This window comes from Flavobacterium branchiarum (assembly GCF_030409845.1).
GTDB lineage: Bacteria > Bacteroidota > Bacteroidia > Flavobacteriales > Flavobacteriaceae > Flavobacterium > Flavobacterium branchiarum.
Map to the genome: position 1 here is coordinate 72883 of NZ_JAUFQQ010000005.1, position 20686 is coordinate 93568.

The window sequence follows — 20686 nt, forward strand, 5'->3', positions numbered from 1 at the left end:
GATTTCCTTTTTATATAGTAATTCAATTAGAACTTCTCTTTAGGAACTCTTCTCAATAAGAATATAGCAACTATAAAAAATAGACCTAAAATTACAATAGCAGCACGCGGACTACCAGTCACTTGATCGATAATACCATAAACACACATTCCGATTACAATTCCAATTTTTTCAGCAACATCATAAAAGCTAAAAAATGAAGTGGTATCTTCAGTTTCAGGCAGTAATTTTGAATAAGTCGAACGAGACAGCGCTTGGATTCCGCCCATTACAAACCCAGCTACCGTAGCCATTGCGTAAAAATGTATCGGTAAAGTAACAAAATAAGCTCCAACGCAACAAAGTATGGCCCAAACAATATTAATAAAAATTAAAGTGCGAATATTTCCATATTTAGCAGACGCTCTTGAGGTAATAACTGCCCCAATAATAGCAACTAATTGTATTAATAAAATACAGATAATCAAACCAATTGTACCTTCTTCTTTAGTTGGCCATTCTACTGCCTGCGCTCCAAAATAAGTAGCTACAAGCATGACCGTTTGTACAGCCATACTTGAAACAAAGAAACCGCCTAAATAGCGTTTTAACGGAATATTTATACTCAATAAAGCCCAAACCTTCTTTAGCTCTTTAAAGCCATTAAAAAGTATTTGTTTAGATAATTTCTGACTCGTTTCTTTACTTCCTTTTGGTAAATAGTAATAGGTATATTGGCTAAATACTATCCACCAAATTCCAACCATTAAAAAGGAATATCGCATTGCTTTCATTGCAGCTTCGCCATCAGTTCCTGAGATTCCAAAAAGCTTTGGCTTCATAATCATAGCCAAATTGATTACCAATAAAATCACACTTCCAATATATCCTAAAGAATATCCTTTGGCACTAATTTTATCTTGCTGTTCTACAAAAGCAATATCTGGCAAATAGGAATTATAAAAAACTAAACTCCCCCAATATCCTAAAAGACCTAAAAAATAAAATGCCAATCCAACATATATATTTTCCAGATTAAACCAATACAATCCCATACAAGACAAGGCTCCTAAATAACAAAAAAACTTCATAAAAGATTTTTTATTTCCCACATAATCAGCAATTCCAGATAACAAAGGAGAAATAAAGGAAACAACTAAAAAAGCTGATGCGGTTACAAAACTTATCAAAGCTGAATTTTTAAGATTCATTCCAAAAACATGAATATAATGTTCATCTTTAGGAAATAGAGCTTCGTAAAATATTGGAAATACTGCTGATGCAATAGTAAGGGTATAAACTGAATTTGCCCAGTCATAAAATGCCCATGCATTTAGCAGTTTCTTATCGCCTTTTGGTAAGTGTTTCATAGAAATAGTATCGTTAATAGGCTACGAATTTATCTAAATTTTATTATAATCGAATAGCTTTTTAAGAAATCAATATATTAAGAAATTACCAATTAACTTAATCAACTGAACAATAGCCACCTAAAAAATAAAGCTACCTTAAAAAAGATAGCTTTGTTGAAAATTAATAATTTTAGAAATCAAAAAATATATTCTACTTATTTGATTATACCAACTTTAAGTGCAGTTGCTTTTGCTTCGGGAATTAATACATTCAAATTAGCAATTCTGGTTGCATCTGACGGGTGTGTACTCAAAAATTCTGGTGTTTGTCCTGATGATTGAGCCGACATTCTTTTCCAAAAAGCAATAGATTCATCTGGATTATACCCTGCAATTGCCATAAGTGTCAACCCTATTTTATCTGCTTCACTTTCGTTATTTCTACTAAATGGTAACATCACTCCTACTTGTGATCCAATTCCATAATATTTCTGCCACATTTCTTGTGTCTCTTTGCTTTGATTTCCTGTCACTGCAGCTACACCCACAGCTCCTATTTGTTGCAACTGAGCAGCACTCATACGTTGTGCTCCGTGATTTGCCAATGCGTGTGAAACCTCGTGTCCCATAACGGTTGCCAAACCTGCATCATCTTTCGTAATAGGCAGAATTCCCGAGTAAACAACAATTTTACCTCCTGGCATACACCAAGCATTTACTTCTTTATTATCGACTAGTTTGTATTCCCAACGATAATCTTTAAGATATTGTGATTGTCCTAAATAGGTCAAATATTTTTCGGCAGCAGCTTTTATTTTCATACCAACATTTTCCACTTTTTTAGCATCAGCAGTACCTGTAATGACTTTATTTTCTTTAAGAAAAGTATTGTATTGCTGAAACGAAGACGGAAACAACTCGCTATTAGAAACAAAATTAAGACTCTTTTTCCCTGTAACAGGATTAACAGCACATGAATACACCGTTGCTATAGCGAAAATTCCCAATAATAATTTATTTCTCATGACTTTTAGATTTAATTACGCACAAAAATACAATTATTCTAAATCCCTTTTTTATACAATTCGTTTAAAAAATATCATAATTAAAATTATTGACTATAGTTACTTTCATAACCAGCTTGATACAATTCGTAAAAAAAAACATTTAACACATAGTTGCAATAGCTATTTGGATTGTGTTTAAAATAGTTACACACAATAGATTATCTAAATTAATTATAACTTACCAATTCATTTTATTAATTGTCTTACTTTTATATTTTTAAAACCAACTATTCTAAAAGCGCTACAAAACTTATTATAATGTCAAAAAAAAAATCTAGTCCCACAGAATCATTAAAAATCCCACGTTTTATAATAGCAACAGGTAAATTCCTTTCTTTTATTTCGCCTAAACTAGCTACTTCATTTGCTACGAAGCTTTTTATAACTCCAATAAAACATAAGGTTCCTAAGAGAGAGTTAGAAATGGACCATAAAAGCATACAAAGCACCATAAAAGTACCAGCAATTAACAGCGAAGTTGTTGTTTATAAATATGGAAAAAGTGACAAAAAAGTACTTTTGGTTCATGGTTGGTCTGGTCGTGGCACACAATTATTCAAGATTGCCGATGAACTTCTTAAACAAGGCTACGAAACCATTAGTTTTGATGCCCCAGCTCATGGAAAATCTCCTGGTAAAACCACACATATGGTCGATTTTATTGCTTCAATTTTGGAAATAGAAAAACAATATGGCCCTTTTGAAGCTGCCGTTGGACATTCATTAGGAGGCATGTCTGTTTTAAATGCTATAAAACAAGGATTAAATGTTAATCGTGCTGTTGTAATTGGTAGTGGTGACGTTGTTCAGGACATTATCGATGATTTTGTTGCCAAACTAGAACTAAATCCAGATATCAGTACTCGCTTACGTAGTTATTTTGAAAACAAATACGATGTAAAAATGAATGATTTTTCGGCTTATGTAGCGGCTGCAGCTGTAAATATTCCCGTTTTGGTTGTTCATGATAAAGATGATCCTGAAGTTGCTGTAAAAGCTGGAATTCACATTAATGAACATTTAAAAGACAGCACATTACTATTAACAGAAGGATTGGGACATCGTAAAATTTTAGGCAATTCGAATGTTATTAATAAAACAGTACAATTTATTGAACATAAGTAACTAATTTTGTTAGCCTTACTTTTTGACAAAAAAATAAAAAACAATGAAATATCCAATCGAAAAAACAGAACAGGAATGGAGAGAGCAACTTGGCAATGACCGTTATCATGTACTCCGCCAAAAAGGAACCGAACGCCCTCATACTGGAGAATATAACCTTCATTTTGAAAATGGAGTATATTGTTGTGGCGCTTGTAATGAGCCATTGTTTGAGAGTAATTCTAAATTTGATGCCCATTGCGGATGGCCTTCTTTTGATGAATCGATACCTGGTAAAGTCGAATATATCTCGGATGTAAGCCACGGAATGAAACGTACTGAAATTCTTTGTGCCAATTGCGGCAGTCATTTAGGTCATGTTTTCGATGATGGCCCAACTCAAACTGGACAACGCTATTGCGTGAACTCTTTATCGATAGATTTTAAAGACAAATAGTCATGGATTTATTTGGCGAAAATCCAGATTGGAAAGTAATTCTAGAACCTATTCTAACAAAATATAAAGGCGAAAACATCCTTTAGATTATCAGAATACTTATCAATTACTTGTAATGGTAGTATTATCAGCTCAAGATTCTGATGCTAACATCAATTCGATTGCTCCTACTTTCTTTGCAAAATATCCAAACATGGAAAGTCTCGCTACAACAAATACAGAAGAACTGTTTACTTATATCAGTAAAGTTAGAAACTACAGAACTAAAGCCGAATGGCTAATAGAAATTGCCAATACGGTTCAAAAGGATGAAAATATCCCGATGACCATGAAAGATTTGGTAGCATTAAAAGGTATTGGTCGAAAATCTGCTAATGTCATTTTAAGAGAGTCTAATAAGCCCGCTGAGGGAATTATTGCAGATTTACATGTTATTCGCGTAGCGCCAAGAATTGGACTTACTAAAGAATCTAAAGATGGTAATAAAGTAGAAAAAGAATTGATACTACTTCTACCAAAAAACATTTGGGGAGAGATAGGAATGGCTATTTCTTTTTTAGGAAGAGAAACATGTCGCCCAAAACCTAAATGCAACGAATGCCTCATTAATCCGCATTGCAATTATTATTTAAGTTTTGAATAACTTTCCTTTACAGCATAACAATTAAACGTATCAAAAATAAAAGCATAAAAAAACCAAGACTCACGTCTTGGTTTTTTTTATGCTTAGAAAAATGATCTTACATTTTTGCTTTCAATGCTTTGTATTCAGCAGTCATTTCAAGTGCGCTGTAAACATTTAAAAGTGTTTTAGAAACATCCTCATTTTTAGGATCTAACTCAACTGCTTTTTTAAGGTATGGAATTGTACTTTTGAAAAGGTTATTTCTTTTAGCTTTCAATTCATCATAACGCTTCATGTCTTTAGCTGAATTTCCAAGCTTATTCATCTCGTCAATTATAACTTTCTCGCTCTCTAATTTTAAAGCAGCTAGATTAATGTAAGCATTAACATAGTCAGGTTTAATTTCGATTACTTTAGTATAATATTTTTCAGCATCAGCAGTATTTTTTGCATTTCCGCTTAATACTCCTAAGTTAAAAAGCAAATTAACATCGTTTGGATTGTTTTGCAAAACCTCACCAATTAATTTCTTATACATATCATAATCCTTAGTTTCCAAATATAAATTTGCTTCTGTTAGGATTAAAGAACTATCTTCTGGATTAGCGGCTCTAGCTTCAGCGATAGCTTTTTTAGCTTCTTCCGTTTTACCGTTTTGAACTAAAATAAGTGAGATGTTTTTAAAAATTTCACCTCTTTTAGAAGGAGAAACTTCAGTTTTTGGATTCTCATGAGTTCCAATCTTAATAGCAAGATCTCTTTCATTTGCAGTAGCAAAAGCATTATCTTCTCCAGTTGCTTTATTTGTAGCCAAGTACGTTGTACCTTTTCCTGAATATTTTAAATTTTTCAACTCTTCATAAAGAGGTAAAGCAGCAGTATAATCTCCAGCATTTACATAAGTTGAAGCTGCATAATACAAGTTAACTGTATCTTTTTTATCTAATAAATAAGCATCATAGATTTTCTTTGCTCCATCTGCATGTTTATTCGCTTTAGAATCAGCGATAGCTCCATTAATCAATCTTCCTTTGATATCAGTAATTGAAGCTGCTGCTTGAGTCGAATATTTAGTTTTCCCTGATGCTTTTTCAGTTTCAATTAATTTTTTATATGATTCTGCAGCAAGCAAAAGGTTTTTTCCTTCATCTACTCCTTTTTTAGCTTCTTCTAAATAAGCGTTTCCTTTTACAAAATAATACTGAGCTTGCTCTGTATCTTTTGCATTTGTAATCAGGTAATCTGCTGCGTCAAGAATAGAAATAGCCGATTTAGTATCGCCACTTTTCAATGCTTTTTCAGCACTCTTAATTTGATCTTTTTGAGCAAAAGTAGCTACTGATATCAGTAAAGCTGACGCTAGTATTACATATTTACTTTTCATAGTGTTCAATTTTTATATTTAAATTTGTTTGTTGGGTTCTATTAATTATTCTTCAGACTCCTCTTCTTCTTCCGAGTCATCTTCTGCATCGTCTTCCTCAACGTCATCCTCTTCGTCGTCATCTTCAACAGTTCCGTCGTCTTCAAGAACTTCTAAGTCTGGTTTTACTCTTTCGATAGCGCTTTCGATAACATTTCCGTCTTCGTCAACAACAACTTCTGCAACATCATCTTTCATTACTTTAGTTACAGCTGCGATAGAATCTTTACCTTTTAAGTTAATTAATCGAACTCCTTGAGTAGCACGACCCATTACACGTAAATCTTCGATAGCCATTCTAATTGTTAATCCAGATTTGTTGATAATCATTAAATCATCAGCATCTGTTACGGCATTAATCGAAATAAGTTTTCCGGTTTTTTCAGTAATATTAAGCGTTTTCACACCTTTACCTCCACGGTTAGTGATTCTGTATACATCTTCACCATCGTCATCAACTAATTTGGTACGTTTTCCGTATCCATTTTCAGTTACAACTAAAATTTGTGAATCATTAACATTGTCTTTATCAACCGTAACCATACCAATTACTTCATCGGTATCATCTTTTAAAGTAATTCCACGAACTCCTGAAGCTGTTCTTCCCATCGGACGGGTTTTAGTTTCTTCAAAACGAACTAATTTACCCGATTTAACAGCCAAAATAATCTGACTTTCTCCATTGGTTAATTTAGCTTCTAATAATTCGTCACCTTCTTTAATAGTAATTGCAGCAACTCCATTTACTCTAGGTTTAGAATATTTCTCTAAAGATGTTTTCTTAACCTGACCTTTTTTAGTTACCATAACTAAGTTATGACTATTGATGTAATCTTTGTCTTTTAAGTCTTGAGTACAGATAAACGCTTTAACTTTATCGTCGCTTTCTATATTTACCAAGTTTTGGATAGCTCTACCTTTTGCGGTTTTACTACCTTCTGGAATTTCGTACACACGCATCCAGAAACATTTTCCTTTTTGAGTAAAGAACATCATATATTGGTGATTGGTTGCAACGAACATATGCTCAAGGAAATCTTGATCTCTTGTTCCTGCGCTTTTTTGTCCAACTCCACCTCTATTTTGAGTTTTGTATTCCGTAAGGTTTGTACGTTTGATGTAACCTGCATGCGAAATTGTAATTACCACATTCTCATCTGCAATTAAATCTTCGATACTAACATCTCCACCAGAATATTCAATTCTAGAACGGCGTTCATCCCCGTATTTATCACGGATCTCGATTAGTTCTTCTTTAATTAAATTAGTTCTCAATTCAACATCAGCCAATAACGCTTTCAAGTGATCGATTAATTTCATTAACTCTTCGTATTCAGCTCTTAACTTGTCTTGTTCCAGACCTGTTAATTGACGCAAACGCATTTCTACAATCGCACGCGCTTGAATATCTGATAATTTAAATCTTTCGATTAATTTCTCACGAGCTTCTTCCGTATTTTTCGAACCTCTTATTAAAGCAATTACTTCATCAATATTATCTGATGCGATAATTAAACCTTCTAAGATATGCGCTCTTTCTTCGGCTTTGCGTAATTCAAATTGCGTTCTACGAACTACTACATCGTGACGGTGCTCAATAAAATAGTGAATCATATCTTTTAGATTCAACATTTGTGGACGCCCTTTTACTAATGCAATATTGTTTACACTAAATGAAGATTGTAGTTGTGTATACTTATATAATGTATTTAAAACTACGTTTGGCGTTGCATCACGTTTAAGGATATATACGATACGCATACCGTTTCTATCAGACTCATCACGGATGTTTGCAATTCCGTCGATTTTTTTATCATTAACCAAATCAGCAGTACGTTTGATCATTTCTGCTTTATTGACTTGGTAAGGAATTTCGGTTACAATGATACATTCTCTACCATCTACTTCTTCAAAACCAACTTTGGCACGCATAACAATACGTCCTCTACCAGTTTTAAATGCTTCACAAACACCTTCGTACCCATATATTATACCACCAGTTGGAAAATCAGGTGCTTTAATATGAGTGATTAATTCGTCTATTTCAATATCGTTATTTTCAAGGTAAGCAAGCGTACCATTGATCACTTCTGTAAGGTTGTGAGGAGGCATATTAGTTGCCATACCTACTGCAATACCAGTTGCTCCGTTAATTAATAAAGTAGGAACTCTAGTTGGCATTACTTTAGGCTCATATAAAGTATCATCAAAGTTCAATTGAAAATCAACTGTTTCTTTTTCGATATCAGCCATTATTTCTTCTGAGATCTTACGCATTCTAGCCTCAGTATAACGCATTGCTGCCGGGCTATCTCCATCTACAGAACCAAAGTTACCTTGGCCATCCACTAATAAATAACGTAAACTCCATTCTTGAGCCATACGTACCATGGCGTCATAAACTGAAGTATCTCCGTGTGGGTGATACTTACCTAAAACTTCCCCGACAATTCTGGCGGATTTTTTATGGGCTTTATTTGAAAAAACTCCTAAATCATACATTCCGTAAAGAACTCTTCGATGTACTGGCTTTAAACCATCTCTAACATCAGGGAGTGCTCTCGATACAATAACCGACATCGAGTAATCGATGTAAGCTGATTTCATTTCATCCTCTATGTTAATAGGAATTAACTTTTCTCCTTCAGACATAAGTTGTTATATTAAAAAATTATATTAGTTTCAAAACGTGCCAATATACGTCTTTTTGAAATTTTTGAAGGTATTTTACGGTACTTATTTCAATGATTTATTAACAACTTTATTTTATACTTTAGTTAATAATTTAAATCTTATTTAACTCTTTTATTATTATTATTTTCGTCTCTTAGCTGACAGGACTTTCCGATGGGTATGGTTTTTGTTTTTAATTCACTAAATTTACAATTAAATATATATTATGGATGATAATTTCTCACCAAGAGTAAAAGATGTTATTACCTACAGTAAAGAAGAGGCCTTAAGATTGGGTCACGACTTTATTGGTACTGAACATTTGATGCTAGGCATTTTAAGGGATGGAAACGGAAAAGCCATTCATATATTAAATAACCTAGAAGTTGATTTAGAGCATTTACGTAGAAAAGTTGAAATACTGAGCCCTGCTAATCCTGGTGCCGAAATCAATGTAGAGAAAAAAAATCTCCATCTTACGCGTCAAGCTGAAAGAGCGTTAAAGACGACATTCCTAGAAGCCAAAGTATTCCAGAGTTCATCTATAAGCACAGCACACTTACTTTTATGTATCTTACGAAACGAAAACGATCCAACAACCAAGTTACTGAATAAGCTAAAAATAGATTATGACGTAGCTAAAGAACAATACTTAAATATGACTCCAAGCGAAGAAGAATTTTTAGAAAACTTGCCAAGAAACGAATCATATAATGATGATTCAGGACAAGATGACAGTCTTAAAGAAGGAAGTTTTAATAATCCAGCCAATAAGTCTAACAAAAAATCTAAAACGCCGGTTTTGGATAATTTTGGGAGAGATTTAACAGAAATGGCTGAGGAAGGTAAACTTGATCCTGTTGTAGGACGTGAGAAAGAAATTGAACGCGTTTCGCAAATTTTAAGCCGTAGAAAAAAGAACAACCCTTTATTAATTGGTGAACCTGGAGTAGGAAAATCAGCTATTGCCGAAGGACTTGCCTTGCGTATTGTTCAGAAAAAAGTATCTCGTATCTTATTTCACAAACGTGTGGTAACCTTAGATTTAGCTAGCCTTGTTGCAGGAACCAAATACCGTGGTCAGTTTGAAGAACGTATGAAAGCGGTAATGAACGAATTGGAGAAAAATGATGACATCATCCTTTTTATCGATGAAATTCACACAATCGTTGGTGCTGGAGGTGCAACTGGATCTCTAGACGCATCAAATATGTTTAAACCGGCTTTATCAAGAGGTGAAATTCAATGTATTGGAGCTACTACTCTTGATGAGTACAGACAATATATTGAGAAAGATGGCGCCTTAGAAAGACGTTTCCAAAAAGTAATTGTAGAACCAACTTCGGTTGAAGAAACTATTGCAATCTTAAACAATATTAAAGATAAATACGAAGATCACCACAACGTAACCTACACGCCAGAAGCAATTGAAGCTTGTGTGAAGTTAACAAACCGATATATGTCGGAGCGTTTCTTGCCAGACAAAGCTATTGATGCGCTTGACGAAGCAGGATCTCGTGTACACATTACCAATATTGATGTTCCAAAACAAATTTTGGATTTAGAACGTCAGCTTGAAGAAGTACGTGAAAACAAAAACGTGGTTGTCAAAAAACAAAAATATGAAGAAGCAGCTAAACTTCGTGATGACGAAAAACGCATCGAAAAAGAATTAGCCGCAGCTCAAGAACAATGGGAAGAAGATTCTAAAAGCAATAGAATCCTTGTTACAGAGGATAATGTAGCCGATGTTGTATCAATGATGACAGGAATTCCTGTAAACAGAATTGCACAAACAGAAAGCAACAAACTGGCTCAATTACCTGAATTAATTCAGAATAAAGTAATTGGTCAAAACGAAGCAGTTTTAAAAATTGCTCGTTCTATTCAACGTAACAGAGCTGGTCTTAAAGACCCAAACAAACCAATTGGATCTTTCATTTTCTTAGGACAAACTGGTGTTGGTAAAACACAACTCGCAAAAGTTCTAGCAAAAGAATTATTCGATTCTGAAGATGCTTTGGTTCGTATTGACATGAGTGAATACATGGAAAAATTTGCTATTTCTCGTTTAGTTGGAGCGCCTCCGGGATACGTTGGTTACGAAGAAGGTGGACAATTAACCGAAAAAGTTCGTAGAAAACCATATTGCGTTGTTCTTTTAGATGAAATCGAAAAAGCACATCCTGATGTATTCAACATGATGCTTCAAGTGCTTGATGATGGGTACTTAACGGATAGTTTAGGTCGCAAAATTGACTTCAAGAATACTATAATTATCATGACTTCAAATGTTGGAGCAAGACAATTAAAAGATTTTGGTCAAGGAGTTGGATTTGGAACTGCTGCTAAAATAGCGCAAGCCGATGATAATTCGAAAAGCATTATCGAAAACGCTTTAAAGAAAACTTTTGCACCAGAATTCTTAAACAGAATTGATGATGTTATTGTATTCAACAGTTTAGAGAAATCTGATATTGATTTGATTATCGAAATTGAACTTAAAAAACTATACGCACGTGTAGAAGAATTAGGATACAAACTAAACCTTACTGATAAAGCGAAAGCATTTATTGCAGACAAAGGTTTCGATAAGCAATTTGGAGCAAGACCGCTAAAAAGAGCCATTCAAAAATACGTTGAAGATATATTAGCAGAAGAGATTATTACTTCTAAAATTACATCAGGTGATGAAATTTTGATTGACTTAAATGAAGAGTCACAAGAGCTTACAGTTGCTGTTCATAAAGCCGAAGAGCCAACTAATCAATAAAGTAGTTTCTTTTTTATAACAAAATACAAACCCGTTACGTTTTTTATAACATAACGGGTTTATTCTTTGTATGAAATCGGTAAATTATTAAAAACAAATATCTATTTTTGATAAGTCAAACAAATCAAATTATGCTTCAAAATAAAGTCATCCTAGGTAGCGAAGAATGGTGCTCTTTTCCTGAATTAGGAATCCCAACAATTAAAGCACGTGTAGATTCAGGTGCTAAAACCTCGGCTATGCATGCCATAAACATAGCTCCTTTTATAAAAAATGATGCTAGTTGGGTTAAATTTGATATTAATCCGATACAAAACAATACAAAAACAATAATACATTGCGAAGCTCCCCTAGTAGATAAAAGGGTGGTAAAAAGTTCTAGTGGGTTTAGAGAACAACGCTATGTGATACAAACAAGCCTAAAGATTGGTGATATCAAATGGCCTATAGAAATGACTCTGACCAATCGAGATTCGATGGGTTTCAGAATGCTTCTTGGTCGCGAAGCCATGAGCGGAAGGGTTCTTGTAGATCCTGAGGAAAAATACCTTTTGGGTCAACCTACTTCTGATGCTTTAAAAGAGCTTTATCAAAACTCTGAAAAAGCAACTTCGGGGCTACGAATCGGACTTTTGGCAAGTAATCCAGAGTTATACAGTAATAAACGAATCATGGAGGCTGGCGAAATGCGAGGTCATGACATGCAGTTTTTGAATATCAAAGAATGCTACATGAAACTCGATGCTAAAACTCCCGAGATTCATTACCGTGGTGGAAAAATATTGAATCAATTTGATGCTATTATTCCACGTATTCGTCCTAGCATTACTTTTTACGGTTGCGCATTAACTCGCCAGTTTGAAGCTTTGAAAGTTTTTTGTTTGAATTCTGCTTCAGCAATAACGCAATCACGTGATAAATTGTATTCATTGCAATTGCTACTAAACAGCGGTATCGATATTCCGACAACTGGTTTTGCTAATTCTCCTTTAGATACCGACGATTTAATTAAAATGGTTGGAGGTTCGCCTTTAATCGTAAAATTATTAGAAGGTACTCAAGGTAAAGGCGTTGTATTAGCCGAAACAAAAAAGGCTGCTGAAAGTGTTATCAATGCATTTAAAAGCTTAAACGCTAACATTCTAGTACAAGAGTTCATTAAGGAAGCAAACGGTAAAGACATTCGTTGTTTTGTAATCGACGGAAAGGTTGTTGCGGCTATTCAGCGTGAAGCTATGCCAGGCGAATTTAGAGCCAATATCCATTTAGGTGGAACAGCATCGATTTTAAAAATAACAAGCGAAGAAAAAAGAATCGCTATTAAAGCAGCCAAAGCAATGGATTTAAAAGTTGCTGGGGTTGATATTATCCGTTCATCAAAAGGTCCTTTATTGCTTGAAGTAAACTCTTCTCCCGGATTAGAAGGAATTGAAGGCGCTACCAATAAAGACGTGGCAGGTGAAATGATAAAAGCTATTGAGAAGAACTTTAGACTTAAGTAGTTTTTAGTCGCAGTCTCAGTATTCAGTTTTCAGGCTTTGTTTGCGGTTAGATCGAGCTTAGTCGCAGTCACAGTTGCAGTTTTCAGGCTTTGTTTGCGGTTAGATCGAGCTCAGTCGCAGTCGCGGTTTACAGTTTTCAGGCTTAGTTTGTGGTTAGATCGAGCTCAGTCGCAGTCGCGGTTTGCAGTTTTCAGGCTTAGATTGCGAGCTTTGTTTGTGATTACTGTACTGTAAACTGAATACTGAGACTTGAGACTGAAAACTGAGACTGAAAACTGAGACTGAGACTGAAAACTGTAAACTGAATACTGCGACTGCAAACTGCGACTGAAAACTGAGACTGAAAACTGCGACTGAAAACTGAAAACTGAGACTAAATACTGCGACTGATAACCGCAAACCGAACACTGAGACTGTAAACTGCGACTGTAAACTGAGCACCGCGACTGAAAACCGAGACTGTAAACTAAACACTCTAAAACATGAACCCCTATCTTGATATTGTTATCAGAAGTGCTTCAGTGTACTTTTTCATGGTAATTGCATTGCGTATTTTTGGAAAAAAAGAACTATCTCAGCTTAATACTGCCGATGTGATTCTGATTTTACTAATTAGTAACGCTGTTCAGAATGCTATGGTGGGGAGCGATACGAGTCTTTTGGGCGGACTTGCAGCGGCTGCGGTTTTGTTTGTCATTAACTACGTCCTCAAAAAACTTACTTATAAATCTAAATTTCTGCATAATCTTTTGCTAGAAAAACCAGAAGTATTGGTTCATAACGGACATATCGATTTTAAATCATTGAGCAAATTAAACATCACATCCGACGAACTCGAGGAAGCAATGCGCGAACATGGCGTAGCGCATTATAAAGATGTGAAATTAGCGATGTTGGAGATCGATGGCACAATTAGTATTATTTCGCAAGACAAAGAGCATTTAAAGCAAACGATATATAAACGAAAACACAATCATAAGAATTTTCAGAAGTAGTTAGTAGACAAGTCGAAAGTTTAAAACCTAACCTTATATATCAATATCAACCAATTAGCAAAACTATATTTAAAGCTATACCGAATAAATCTCTCGCAAAGTCGCCAAGTTGCAGTTTTAAAAAGTTGTTTTCTTAGCGACTTAGCGACTTTTCGTGAAAAATTTTAGTCATAATTGACTTAGAAAAGTTTGCCCAATAGCTATTGTGATAATTTACATTTAAACACAAAACATGGCATTTGCAACGATATACAAAATATACTAAAACTGTAATTTACAGAGCAAATACTGTTTTTTTACAAGTATTTTGTTACCTTTAACTCTTTAGATTATTATAATTTTGATACCATGACACACAATAATAGCGACCAAAAAATACACCAAGGCAGAAATATAAAACGTTTCCGTGAAATGTTAGGCATAAAGCAAGAAGTACTTGCATTTGAACTTGGCGAAGACTGGAACCAAAAGAAAATATCTCTATTAGAACAAAAGGAAGCTATAGAAACCAATATATTACAACAAGTATCTCAAATACTTAAAATACCTGTAGAAGCCATTGAAAACTTTGATGAAGAACAGGCAATAAATATTATAGCTAGTAATTTTCATGGTGATGCAGTTGCATATGCAGAAAACTACAAATGTACAATCAATCCTATCGACAAAATAATCGAACTTCATGATGAGAAAATTGCTCTTTACGAACGCATGCTTAAAGAAAAAGACGAAATGATGTTGAGGTTAGAGAAGCTGATTCAAAACAAATAAACAACATTGCAAAATATATAAAGAGCTTAACCTTTGGTTAGGCTTTTTTTTGACTGATTTATTATTATTATTATTAATTAGCAATCCGTACATTTTACATCAATAATCAACAACATTTTTCTATAATGTTGATTTATTCACTAAATCACACACATAAATCAACAAACTATTTAATATGTTTGCTAAGCTGATTTACGGAATATTCCTGTTGTTTTTTTTTTATGCAATAGGAGTGTAAAAAGTTTTGCAAAGTGAGAAGTTATGCCCAATTTATTAATACTGCTCTAGTATTATTCTAGTTGAAATAAATTTGTTTTAAAAAAAATCAATTCGTACATTTACATTAAATTAAATCTACAGAGTTTATGAAACTATTCAAAAAAATAAACAGATGGCTTGAAAGAACTGAAAAATCAGACATAAAAAGAGTTAGAGTTACTTCCTCTGGTGCTTTCTATATGAAAAGTGAAGATTTATTTGATAATAACCAAGAAGCTTTAGAATTAATTGAAAAATTAGATAAATCTGTATCTAATTTCAAAAAAGCTAATTCTAAAAAGTTCGCTCTTACTGAATAATGCTTCGTTTCGACCTTATACTTCTACCTTTATTAGCTGGTTATATTTTTCTTTTTACTTTTAACCTGACTAAATTTTACAATATTCGAGTTGATCGACAAAGACTAATATTTAATTCATTATTATGTTCTGTTTTTGTTTCGATTATAGCCTTCTTAATAGATTTTTATATTTTAAAATCCGAAAACTCTTTTTTATTTTTTAAACCATTTATTGAACATAGGAACTATTTCAGTAACCTAATTAACGATATTATTGGAAAAGAAAACATAATATTTGGATTCAAACATTCCCTACTAATTTTATTACTAGCCTATCCTTTAGCCAAATTTTTCAATCTATTTTGTTATAGAAAATTAGCATTCGATTTCACTATTAGAAAATTTGGTACTCAATTAGATCGACTATTTTGGTTCTCATTAACTGAAAAAAAAGACGAAGATAAACTGTTAATGATTACAACAAAAAGCAACAAAGTATATATTGGTTATGTAAATAAAATATCCGAACCATTGAGTGAATCTTATATTAGAATAATCCCAAATTATAGCGGATACAGAGACAAAGAAAAATTAACAATAGATATTACTACAAAATATACGGATGTCATTAAAGATTATCTTAAGAGAAACAAAAAGAAAGAAATTGATGAAAAATTAGGCATAATACTACCTGCTTCAGAAATTTTAATTGTTTCCAAATTTGACGCAGATATTTTCGGAAGATTTAACTCGAATGAAGAGACCCAAGAAGAAATAGCAGAAACTAATTCTCAAAAAATTTTCAGAAATTTATCAAATCTATTTACTGATTTATTAAAATAAATTACAACAAAATAGCTAGTCTAAATCGATAAATCTAAGATTGACAAGTCTTTACCATCATAAGTTTTTCATATTTCCTTTTTCGTAATTTAGTTAATAATAAATGGCTTAGTTTTATTAAATTTAGACTTTGTTATTAACTACAATCACCAAGCCGAGGCTCGTCGTCCATCGTATCATAACAAACATCACTTTTAATCTTTAACCTTATTACATTACAAATAAAATTAAATATATTTTACATTTCGAACGTGAAATTTCGGAATAATAAAAACAATAATTTCAATACCCGCAAGGTCAAAAAAAGATCTTTCAGAAAAACATAAAATAAAAAAGAGAAGATAATTTTATCGGAAATTATCCTCTGTTTTTTTTATAAAATCATTTTAAGAATCTAAAGCTAAATCTTTAATTGTCGTATTTGTTAAACCAAACGGCCTGAGTCTGAGGTTAAGGTTTACCAAAATATAATCCTTCTCTTTTGGAAATCTCTCGGCAATGTTTTTATAATGTTTCAGAAGCCTCTTATCTTCTACTCCATTTAAGGCTTGTAGCGCTGTATGAAGAACCCTGTTTGAAGCATCATTCAATCCTACGATAAAAGTATCTAAATAACTGTTTTTGTTACTTAATTGCCCAAGCATATAATAAGTTGTAACTCGTATTTCTTCATTATCATTTTTAGTAAAAGGAATTATAAGATATCCGTAATCGATATTCATTTCTTTTAATAAATAAACACAGAATCTAAAAGTTTCATCGTCGTTTATAGATTCAATATTCGATTCGATAACCCCAAGCCAATCGGTGCTTTTGTCTTTTGCATACCAAAACACAAACTGTAAAACATCTAACAAGCTCACATCTGCAAAATCTATTAGATAAGGAAAAGCGCGTTCGTAATCAAACTTTGTTAGTATTTGCAATAACTCTGTTTGCACCTCAACATCGTTTATTCTAAACTCTTCTTCAATTGTATCTAATATAGCTGGAGCTAACTTTTGCTTCTTTAAAATCCCTGTCAGACAATCTTTCCTAGTTTCATTGTCTGAAGTCGAAAAGTAGGCCTCTAAAATATCCAACGCTGAACCTCCCATGCTATATCCGAACCAGCCTGCTGTTTCTTGCATCAAATCTTCAGAAATCACTTCGTCAAGCCATCTTTCGTACCAATCTAAAAAATTTGATTCGAATGTAAATTGAGGCGTATATCTTTCTGTATTAATATTTACAACTCTTCCCTTAAATTCTCCATTTAAAACAATCGCATGATAGCTAGAACAGCCTTGCGTACCAATTGGCAAGATTCCTCCATATATTTTCCCTAGTTCAATATTGTAATCTTCATCCGAGATTTCATCTTCTTCTATTTTTTCAGTGAGGTTTTCCCAATCTTCATCGGTCATTTTAGGATGTAATATACAATCACCTTTTAAATACTCTTTAGGATTTTCAGTGATGAATTCATTAACTCCTTTTCCCAAAGGGTAAATTCCGTAAAAAGGTCCTGCTCCCGATGATGAAAATGATTCGCCTCCATTTCCGATATTCATTAAGAAAGCTTTGTAAGAGCTAGGAAGTTGTATACTGTATTCGGTTTCAAATTGTAAAACAGCTTCGCTACTTACTACTTCTCCCAATAGATATTTATGATCGCTGGCACCAAATACTTTTAAGTCCTTATCGGTATTTTTGGCTAAAATCAGCTTATTTTTAATTCTTTCTATTTGTTCGGTTACGAACGTATGATTTGATTCTTTCATTTCAATCTTTATTCCTTGGTTCTATTTTAGAATTCAACAAATATAGCCTGTTGGGCGTAATTATTTCAACACATAGAAACATAGTTTAACAAAGTCTAAAAAAGACGTTTCACTTAAAATAAATCACATAAGGCAATGCGAAAAAAAATATTTTTCTTGAATCGCCTTTAATTATGAATTCTATTCCGATAACTATCGAAACTATATCTCTGCGTTAAGGACAAAATTTAATTATTGTAATAAGTTATTTCAACACATAGAAACATAGCTTAACAAAGTCTAAAAAGGCGTTTCACTTAAAATAAATCACATAAGACTATGCGAAAAAAATATTTTTCTTGAATCTCCTTAATTATGAATTCTATTAAGATAGCTATTGAAACTATGTCTCTGCGTTAAGGACAAAATTTAATTATTGTAATAAGTTATTTCAACACATAGAAACATAGCTTAACAAAGTCTAAAAAGGCGTTTCACTTAAAATAAATCACATAAGACTATGCGAAAAAAATATTTTTCTTGAATCTCCTTAATTATGAATTCTATTAAGATAGCTATTGAAACTATGTCTCTATGTGTTAAATACCTTTTTTACAACCCGAGCGAATCGAATTGATGAAGTAATTATACCCAATGGGCTAATGTACTTTATTTTAATTTTAAAGTCATTCGTTTTAACAAACAAAAAAGCTAGTTTCAATAAAGAAACTAGCTTTTTATATTAGTATAAAATGCAATTTTAAATCTCACATTTTATAAATACTTTTTTACTATTATATAAAAATGCTAAGTGCATAATATATTATTGCAGCCAAAAGTGCCGATACAGGAATGGTTAATACCCAAGCCCATAATAAACTTACTGTTACTCCCCAACGAACTGCAGATACACGTTTAGTTAATCCAACTCCGATGATAGAACCTGTAATAGTATGTGTTGTACTTACTGGTACTTTAAAGTGCTCTGTAAAATACAATGTTAATGCTCCTGCAGTTTCTGCAGCTACACCTTCAAATGAAGTTACTTTAGTGATTTTAGATCCCATTGTTTTCACAATTTTCCAACCTCCGCTTAATGTTCCTGCAGCAATTGCAGAATAACAAGCTAGAGGAATCCAAGCTGGCATTTTGAATGCTCCATCATCTGACGGAAGCACTACATCTAACCATTCATCCATGTGAACACCTGGATTTGAATGAATATAAACTGCAACTGCTGCTGCAATAATACCCATTACTTTTTGAGAATCGTTACCACCGTGACCTAAACTAAAAGCAGCTGAAGATAGTAATTGCATTTTTTTCAATGCACTATCTGCTTGGTGTAGGTTTAAGCTACTAAATATCAAAGCAAATGCCGAGATTGAATAGATAATAAACCCTACCAAAAACCATTTTATATTGTGTGATTCTAATACAACGCTCCAAAAAACAGATGATTCAAAACGAGGTTGCCCACCGTTTGCTATAATTGTTTCATAAGGAATCATTTGATAATATATGAAAACACCTGTAAAAATCATTAAACCGATTGTAAACAACTTTGGCAAAATACTTTTCTTAGAAGCGTTTAATAACCAAATAGAAATTAAATAAGAGGCTAATGCTCCTAATAGCGGTGCCAAAACAATAAAGGCAACAATTATGAGGACTCCCGAAGGCATCCCTCCATCCTTGCCTGCTTTGTACCAACTGACTATATCGTACCAATATTGTGTTGTACCGTCTTCGCCTACATAACCTGAGAAACCATGTACGGCAATTGCATGAGCAATAGCAGCACCAGCAAAACCTCCAATTAATGTATGTGATGAACTTGAAGGAATTCCGAACCACCAAGTTAATAAGTTCCAACAAATAGCAGCAATAACCCCTGCTAAGATAACAACTAGATCGATTTGCATGGTGTTAGCGGTTTTAGCAACAGTATCTGCTACTCCAAAACCGAAAACCCAATAAGCCAAGAAATTAAAAAAAGCTGCCCAAACAACCGCCTGAAAAGGCGTCAATACCTTTGTGGCAACAACTGTAGCAATAGCATTTGCTGCATCATGAAAACCATTGATGTAATCAAAAATTAAAGCTAATACTATAATAATTATAAGTAGCGTCATAAAATTATAACTTCAGAATGAAATTGAATTGAATTAAGAATGTTTTACAGAAATAGATTCTAGTATGTTTGCCACACTCTTACATTTATCTGTTGCAGATTCTAAAACAGATAACACTTCTTTATATTTAATAATATTTTTAGCGTCTGTTTCGTTTTCAAAAATTTCAAAAACTGCTTTGTTATAAACATTATCCGACTTGTTCTCTAGTTTATTAATTCTAGCACATGCGTCTTTAATAACTTTGAAATTTTCCAAATTTCTCAATTCTTTCACTGCGCTGTCAATATTCTGACATGCCTCAAGATTGATTTCGGTCATTTTTCTAATTGATTTTGTAATCTTATCAACTTGGTACAATCTCATTCTACTTGCTGCACCATGCAAATAATCAGCTACATTATCAATAGAAGTAATCAAAGTATGAATATCTTCTCTATCGAATGGAGTAATGAAGTTTCTGCTTAACTCCAAATTTGTCTGACGAGTAATGTCCTCGCCTTTTTGTTCCAATTCATCTATCTTTTGAAAAAGTACTTCTCTTTCTTTCAAAGGAAGATTAACTGCTTCGTGTAAGTTAGAAGCTAATTCAATTAGATTACTTGATGCTTCTTCAAAAAGTGGAAAGAATTTCTTGTCTTTCGGCACTAAAAATTGGAAAATACTGTTTATTGACATTTTTTTGT

16 protein-coding genes are annotated in these 20686 nt (G+C 33.1%); 9 read left to right on the forward strand and 7 right to left on the reverse strand.

Going from position 1 to position 20686, the window contains the following annotated elements:
• Positions 1-26: 26 nt before the first annotated feature.
• Positions 27-1349 (reverse strand): MFS transporter, encoded by a 1323-nt coding sequence (locus QWY99_RS12325; protein WP_290265708.1) that lies wholly within the window; start codon positions 1347-1349, stop codon positions 27-29.
• 197 nt (positions 1350-1546) lie between these two features.
• On the reverse strand, positions 1547-2356 hold the full coding sequence (locus QWY99_RS12330) for a M48 family metallopeptidase (protein WP_290265710.1): 810 nt from the start codon (positions 2354-2356) through the stop codon (positions 1547-1549).
• 300 nt (positions 2357-2656) lie between these two features.
• Between QWY99_RS12330 and QWY99_RS12335 the strand changes: the two genes are divergently transcribed.
• The 3 genes from QWY99_RS12335 to QWY99_RS12345 all read left to right on the forward strand — a co-directional run bounded on the left by QWY99_RS12335 (position 2657) and on the right by QWY99_RS12345 (position 4602).
• Entirely contained in the window at positions 2657-3523 is an 867-nt protein-coding gene (locus QWY99_RS12335; protein ID WP_290265712.1) for an alpha/beta hydrolase, read from the forward strand.
• 43 nt (positions 3524-3566) lie between these two features.
• Positions 3567-3959 carry a peptide-methionine (R)-S-oxide reductase MsrB gene (gene msrB, locus QWY99_RS12340; protein WP_290265714.1) on the forward strand — a complete coding sequence of 131 codons (393 nt, stop codon included), beginning with the start codon at positions 3567-3569 and terminating at the stop codon, positions 3957-3959.
• 115 nt (positions 3960-4074) lie between these two features.
• Positions 4075-4602 (forward strand): endonuclease III domain-containing protein, encoded by a 528-nt coding sequence (locus QWY99_RS12345; protein WP_290265716.1) that lies wholly within the window; start codon positions 4075-4077, stop codon positions 4600-4602.
• A gap of 97 nt (positions 4603-4699) precedes the next feature.
• Here QWY99_RS12345 and QWY99_RS12350 read toward each other — a convergent pair whose 3' ends face one another.
• Positions 4700-5968 (reverse strand): tetratricopeptide repeat protein, encoded by a 1269-nt coding sequence (locus QWY99_RS12350; RefSeq protein ID WP_290265718.1) that lies wholly within the window; start codon positions 5966-5968, stop codon positions 4700-4702.
• A 45-nt stretch (positions 5969-6013) separates the two neighbouring features.
• Positions 6014-8659, reverse strand: coding sequence for a DNA gyrase subunit A (gyrA, locus tag QWY99_RS12355; RefSeq protein WP_290265720.1), 2646 nt, complete (start codon positions 8657-8659; stop codon positions 6014-6016).
• A gap of 247 nt (positions 8660-8906) precedes the next feature.
• Here gyrA and QWY99_RS12360 point away from each other — a divergent pair, with 247 nt between their 5' ends.
• From QWY99_RS12360 to QWY99_RS12385, 6 genes are all read left to right on the forward strand, one after another.
• The gene (locus tag QWY99_RS12360) at positions 8907-11453 is read left to right on the forward strand and encodes an ATP-dependent Clp protease ATP-binding subunit (RefSeq protein WP_290265722.1); all 2547 of its coding nucleotides are present in this window, start codon (positions 8907-8909) and stop codon (positions 11451-11453) included.
• A 131-nt stretch (positions 11454-11584) separates the two neighbouring features.
• Positions 11585-12955 carry a 30S ribosomal protein S6--L-glutamate ligase gene (rimK, locus tag QWY99_RS12365; protein ID WP_290265725.1) on the forward strand — a complete coding sequence of 457 codons (1371 nt, stop codon included), beginning with the start codon at positions 11585-11587 and terminating at the stop codon, positions 12953-12955.
• A 482-nt stretch (positions 12956-13437) separates the two neighbouring features.
• Entirely contained in the window at positions 13438-13950 is a 513-nt protein-coding gene (locus tag QWY99_RS12370; RefSeq protein WP_290265727.1) for a DUF421 domain-containing protein, read from the forward strand.
• A gap of 348 nt (positions 13951-14298) precedes the next feature.
• On the forward strand, positions 14299-14721 hold the full coding sequence (locus tag QWY99_RS12375; RefSeq protein ID WP_290265730.1) for a helix-turn-helix domain-containing protein: 423 nt from the start codon (positions 14299-14301) through the stop codon (positions 14719-14721).
• 365 nt (positions 14722-15086) lie between these two features.
• Complete coding sequence (locus QWY99_RS12380; protein WP_290265732.1) at positions 15087-15299, forward strand: hypothetical protein; 213 nt, start codon at positions 15087-15089, stop codon at positions 15297-15299.
• A gap of 452 nt (positions 15300-15751) precedes the next feature.
• Positions 15752-16123 (forward strand): hypothetical protein, encoded by a 372-nt coding sequence (locus QWY99_RS12385; protein ID WP_290265734.1) that lies wholly within the window; start codon positions 15752-15754, stop codon positions 16121-16123.
• Positions 16124-16509: 386 nt separating this feature from the next.
• On the opposite strand, the gene QWY99_RS12390 is transcribed toward QWY99_RS12385, so the two are convergent.
• The 3 genes from QWY99_RS12390 to QWY99_RS12400 all read right to left on the reverse strand — a co-directional run bounded on the left by QWY99_RS12390 (position 16510) and on the right by QWY99_RS12400 (position 20678).
• The gene (locus QWY99_RS12390) at positions 16510-17886 is read right to left on the reverse strand and encodes an SMI1/KNR4 family protein (protein ID WP_290265737.1); all 1377 of its coding nucleotides are present in this window, start codon (positions 17884-17886) and stop codon (positions 16510-16512) included.
• A 773-nt stretch (positions 17887-18659) separates the two neighbouring features.
• Complete coding sequence (locus QWY99_RS12395; RefSeq protein WP_290265739.1) at positions 18660-20000, reverse strand: inorganic phosphate transporter; 1341 nt, start codon at positions 19998-20000, stop codon at positions 18660-18662.
• A gap of 33 nt (positions 20001-20033) precedes the next feature.
• Entirely contained in the window at positions 20034-20678 is a 645-nt protein-coding gene (locus tag QWY99_RS12400) for a DUF47 domain-containing protein (RefSeq protein WP_129537907.1), read from the reverse strand.
• Between the last annotated feature and the right edge of the window lie 8 nt (positions 20679-20686).

Excerpts from the sequence above, each read along its gene's own strand:
- QWY99_RS12325 (WP_290265708.1), bottom strand. The coding sequence starts at position 1,349 with ATGAAACACTTACCAAAAGGCGATAAGAAACTGCTAAATGCATGGGCA.
- QWY99_RS12345 (WP_290265716.1), top strand. The coding sequence starts at position 4,075 with ATGGTAGTATTATCAGCTCAAGATTCTGATGCTAACATCAATTCGATT.
- QWY99_RS12330 (WP_290265710.1), bottom strand. The coding sequence starts at position 2,356 with ATGAGAAATAAATTATTATTGGGAATTTTCGCTATAGCAACGGTGTAT.
- QWY99_RS12400 (WP_129537907.1), bottom strand. The coding sequence starts at position 20,678 with ATGTCAATAAACAGTATTTTCCAATTTTTAGTGCCGAAAGACAAGAAA.
- QWY99_RS12350 (WP_290265718.1), bottom strand. The coding sequence starts at position 5,968 with ATGAAAAGTAAATATGTAATACTAGCGTCAGCTTTACTGATATCAGTA.
- QWY99_RS12375 (WP_290265730.1), top strand. The coding sequence starts at position 14,299 with ATGACACACAATAATAGCGACCAAAAAATACACCAAGGCAGAAATATA.
- QWY99_RS12360 (WP_290265722.1), top strand. The coding sequence starts at position 8,907 with ATGGATGATAATTTCTCACCAAGAGTAAAAGATGTTATTACCTACAGT.
- QWY99_RS12395 (WP_290265739.1), bottom strand. The coding sequence starts at position 20,000 with ATGACGCTACTTATAATTATTATAGTATTAGCTTTAATTTTTGATTAC.
- rimK (WP_290265725.1), top strand. The coding sequence starts at position 11,585 with ATGCTTCAAAATAAAGTCATCCTAGGTAGCGAAGAATGGTGCTCTTTT.
- QWY99_RS12380 (WP_290265732.1), top strand. The coding sequence starts at position 15,087 with ATGAAACTATTCAAAAAAATAAACAGATGGCTTGAAAGAACTGAAAAA.
- QWY99_RS12335 (WP_290265712.1), top strand. The coding sequence starts at position 2,657 with ATGTCAAAAAAAAAATCTAGTCCCACAGAATCATTAAAAATCCCACGT.
- QWY99_RS12390 (WP_290265737.1), bottom strand. The coding sequence starts at position 17,886 with ATGAAAGAATCAAATCATACGTTCGTAACCGAACAAATAGAAAGAATT.
- QWY99_RS12370 (WP_290265727.1), top strand. The coding sequence starts at position 13,438 with ATGAACCCCTATCTTGATATTGTTATCAGAAGTGCTTCAGTGTACTTT.
- QWY99_RS12385 (WP_290265734.1), top strand. The coding sequence starts at position 15,752 with ATGATTACAACAAAAAGCAACAAAGTATATATTGGTTATGTAAATAAA.
- msrB (WP_290265714.1), top strand. The coding sequence starts at position 3,567 with ATGAAATATCCAATCGAAAAAACAGAACAGGAATGGAGAGAGCAACTT.
- gyrA (WP_290265720.1), bottom strand. The coding sequence starts at position 8,659 with ATGTCTGAAGGAGAAAAGTTAATTCCTATTAACATAGAGGATGAAATG.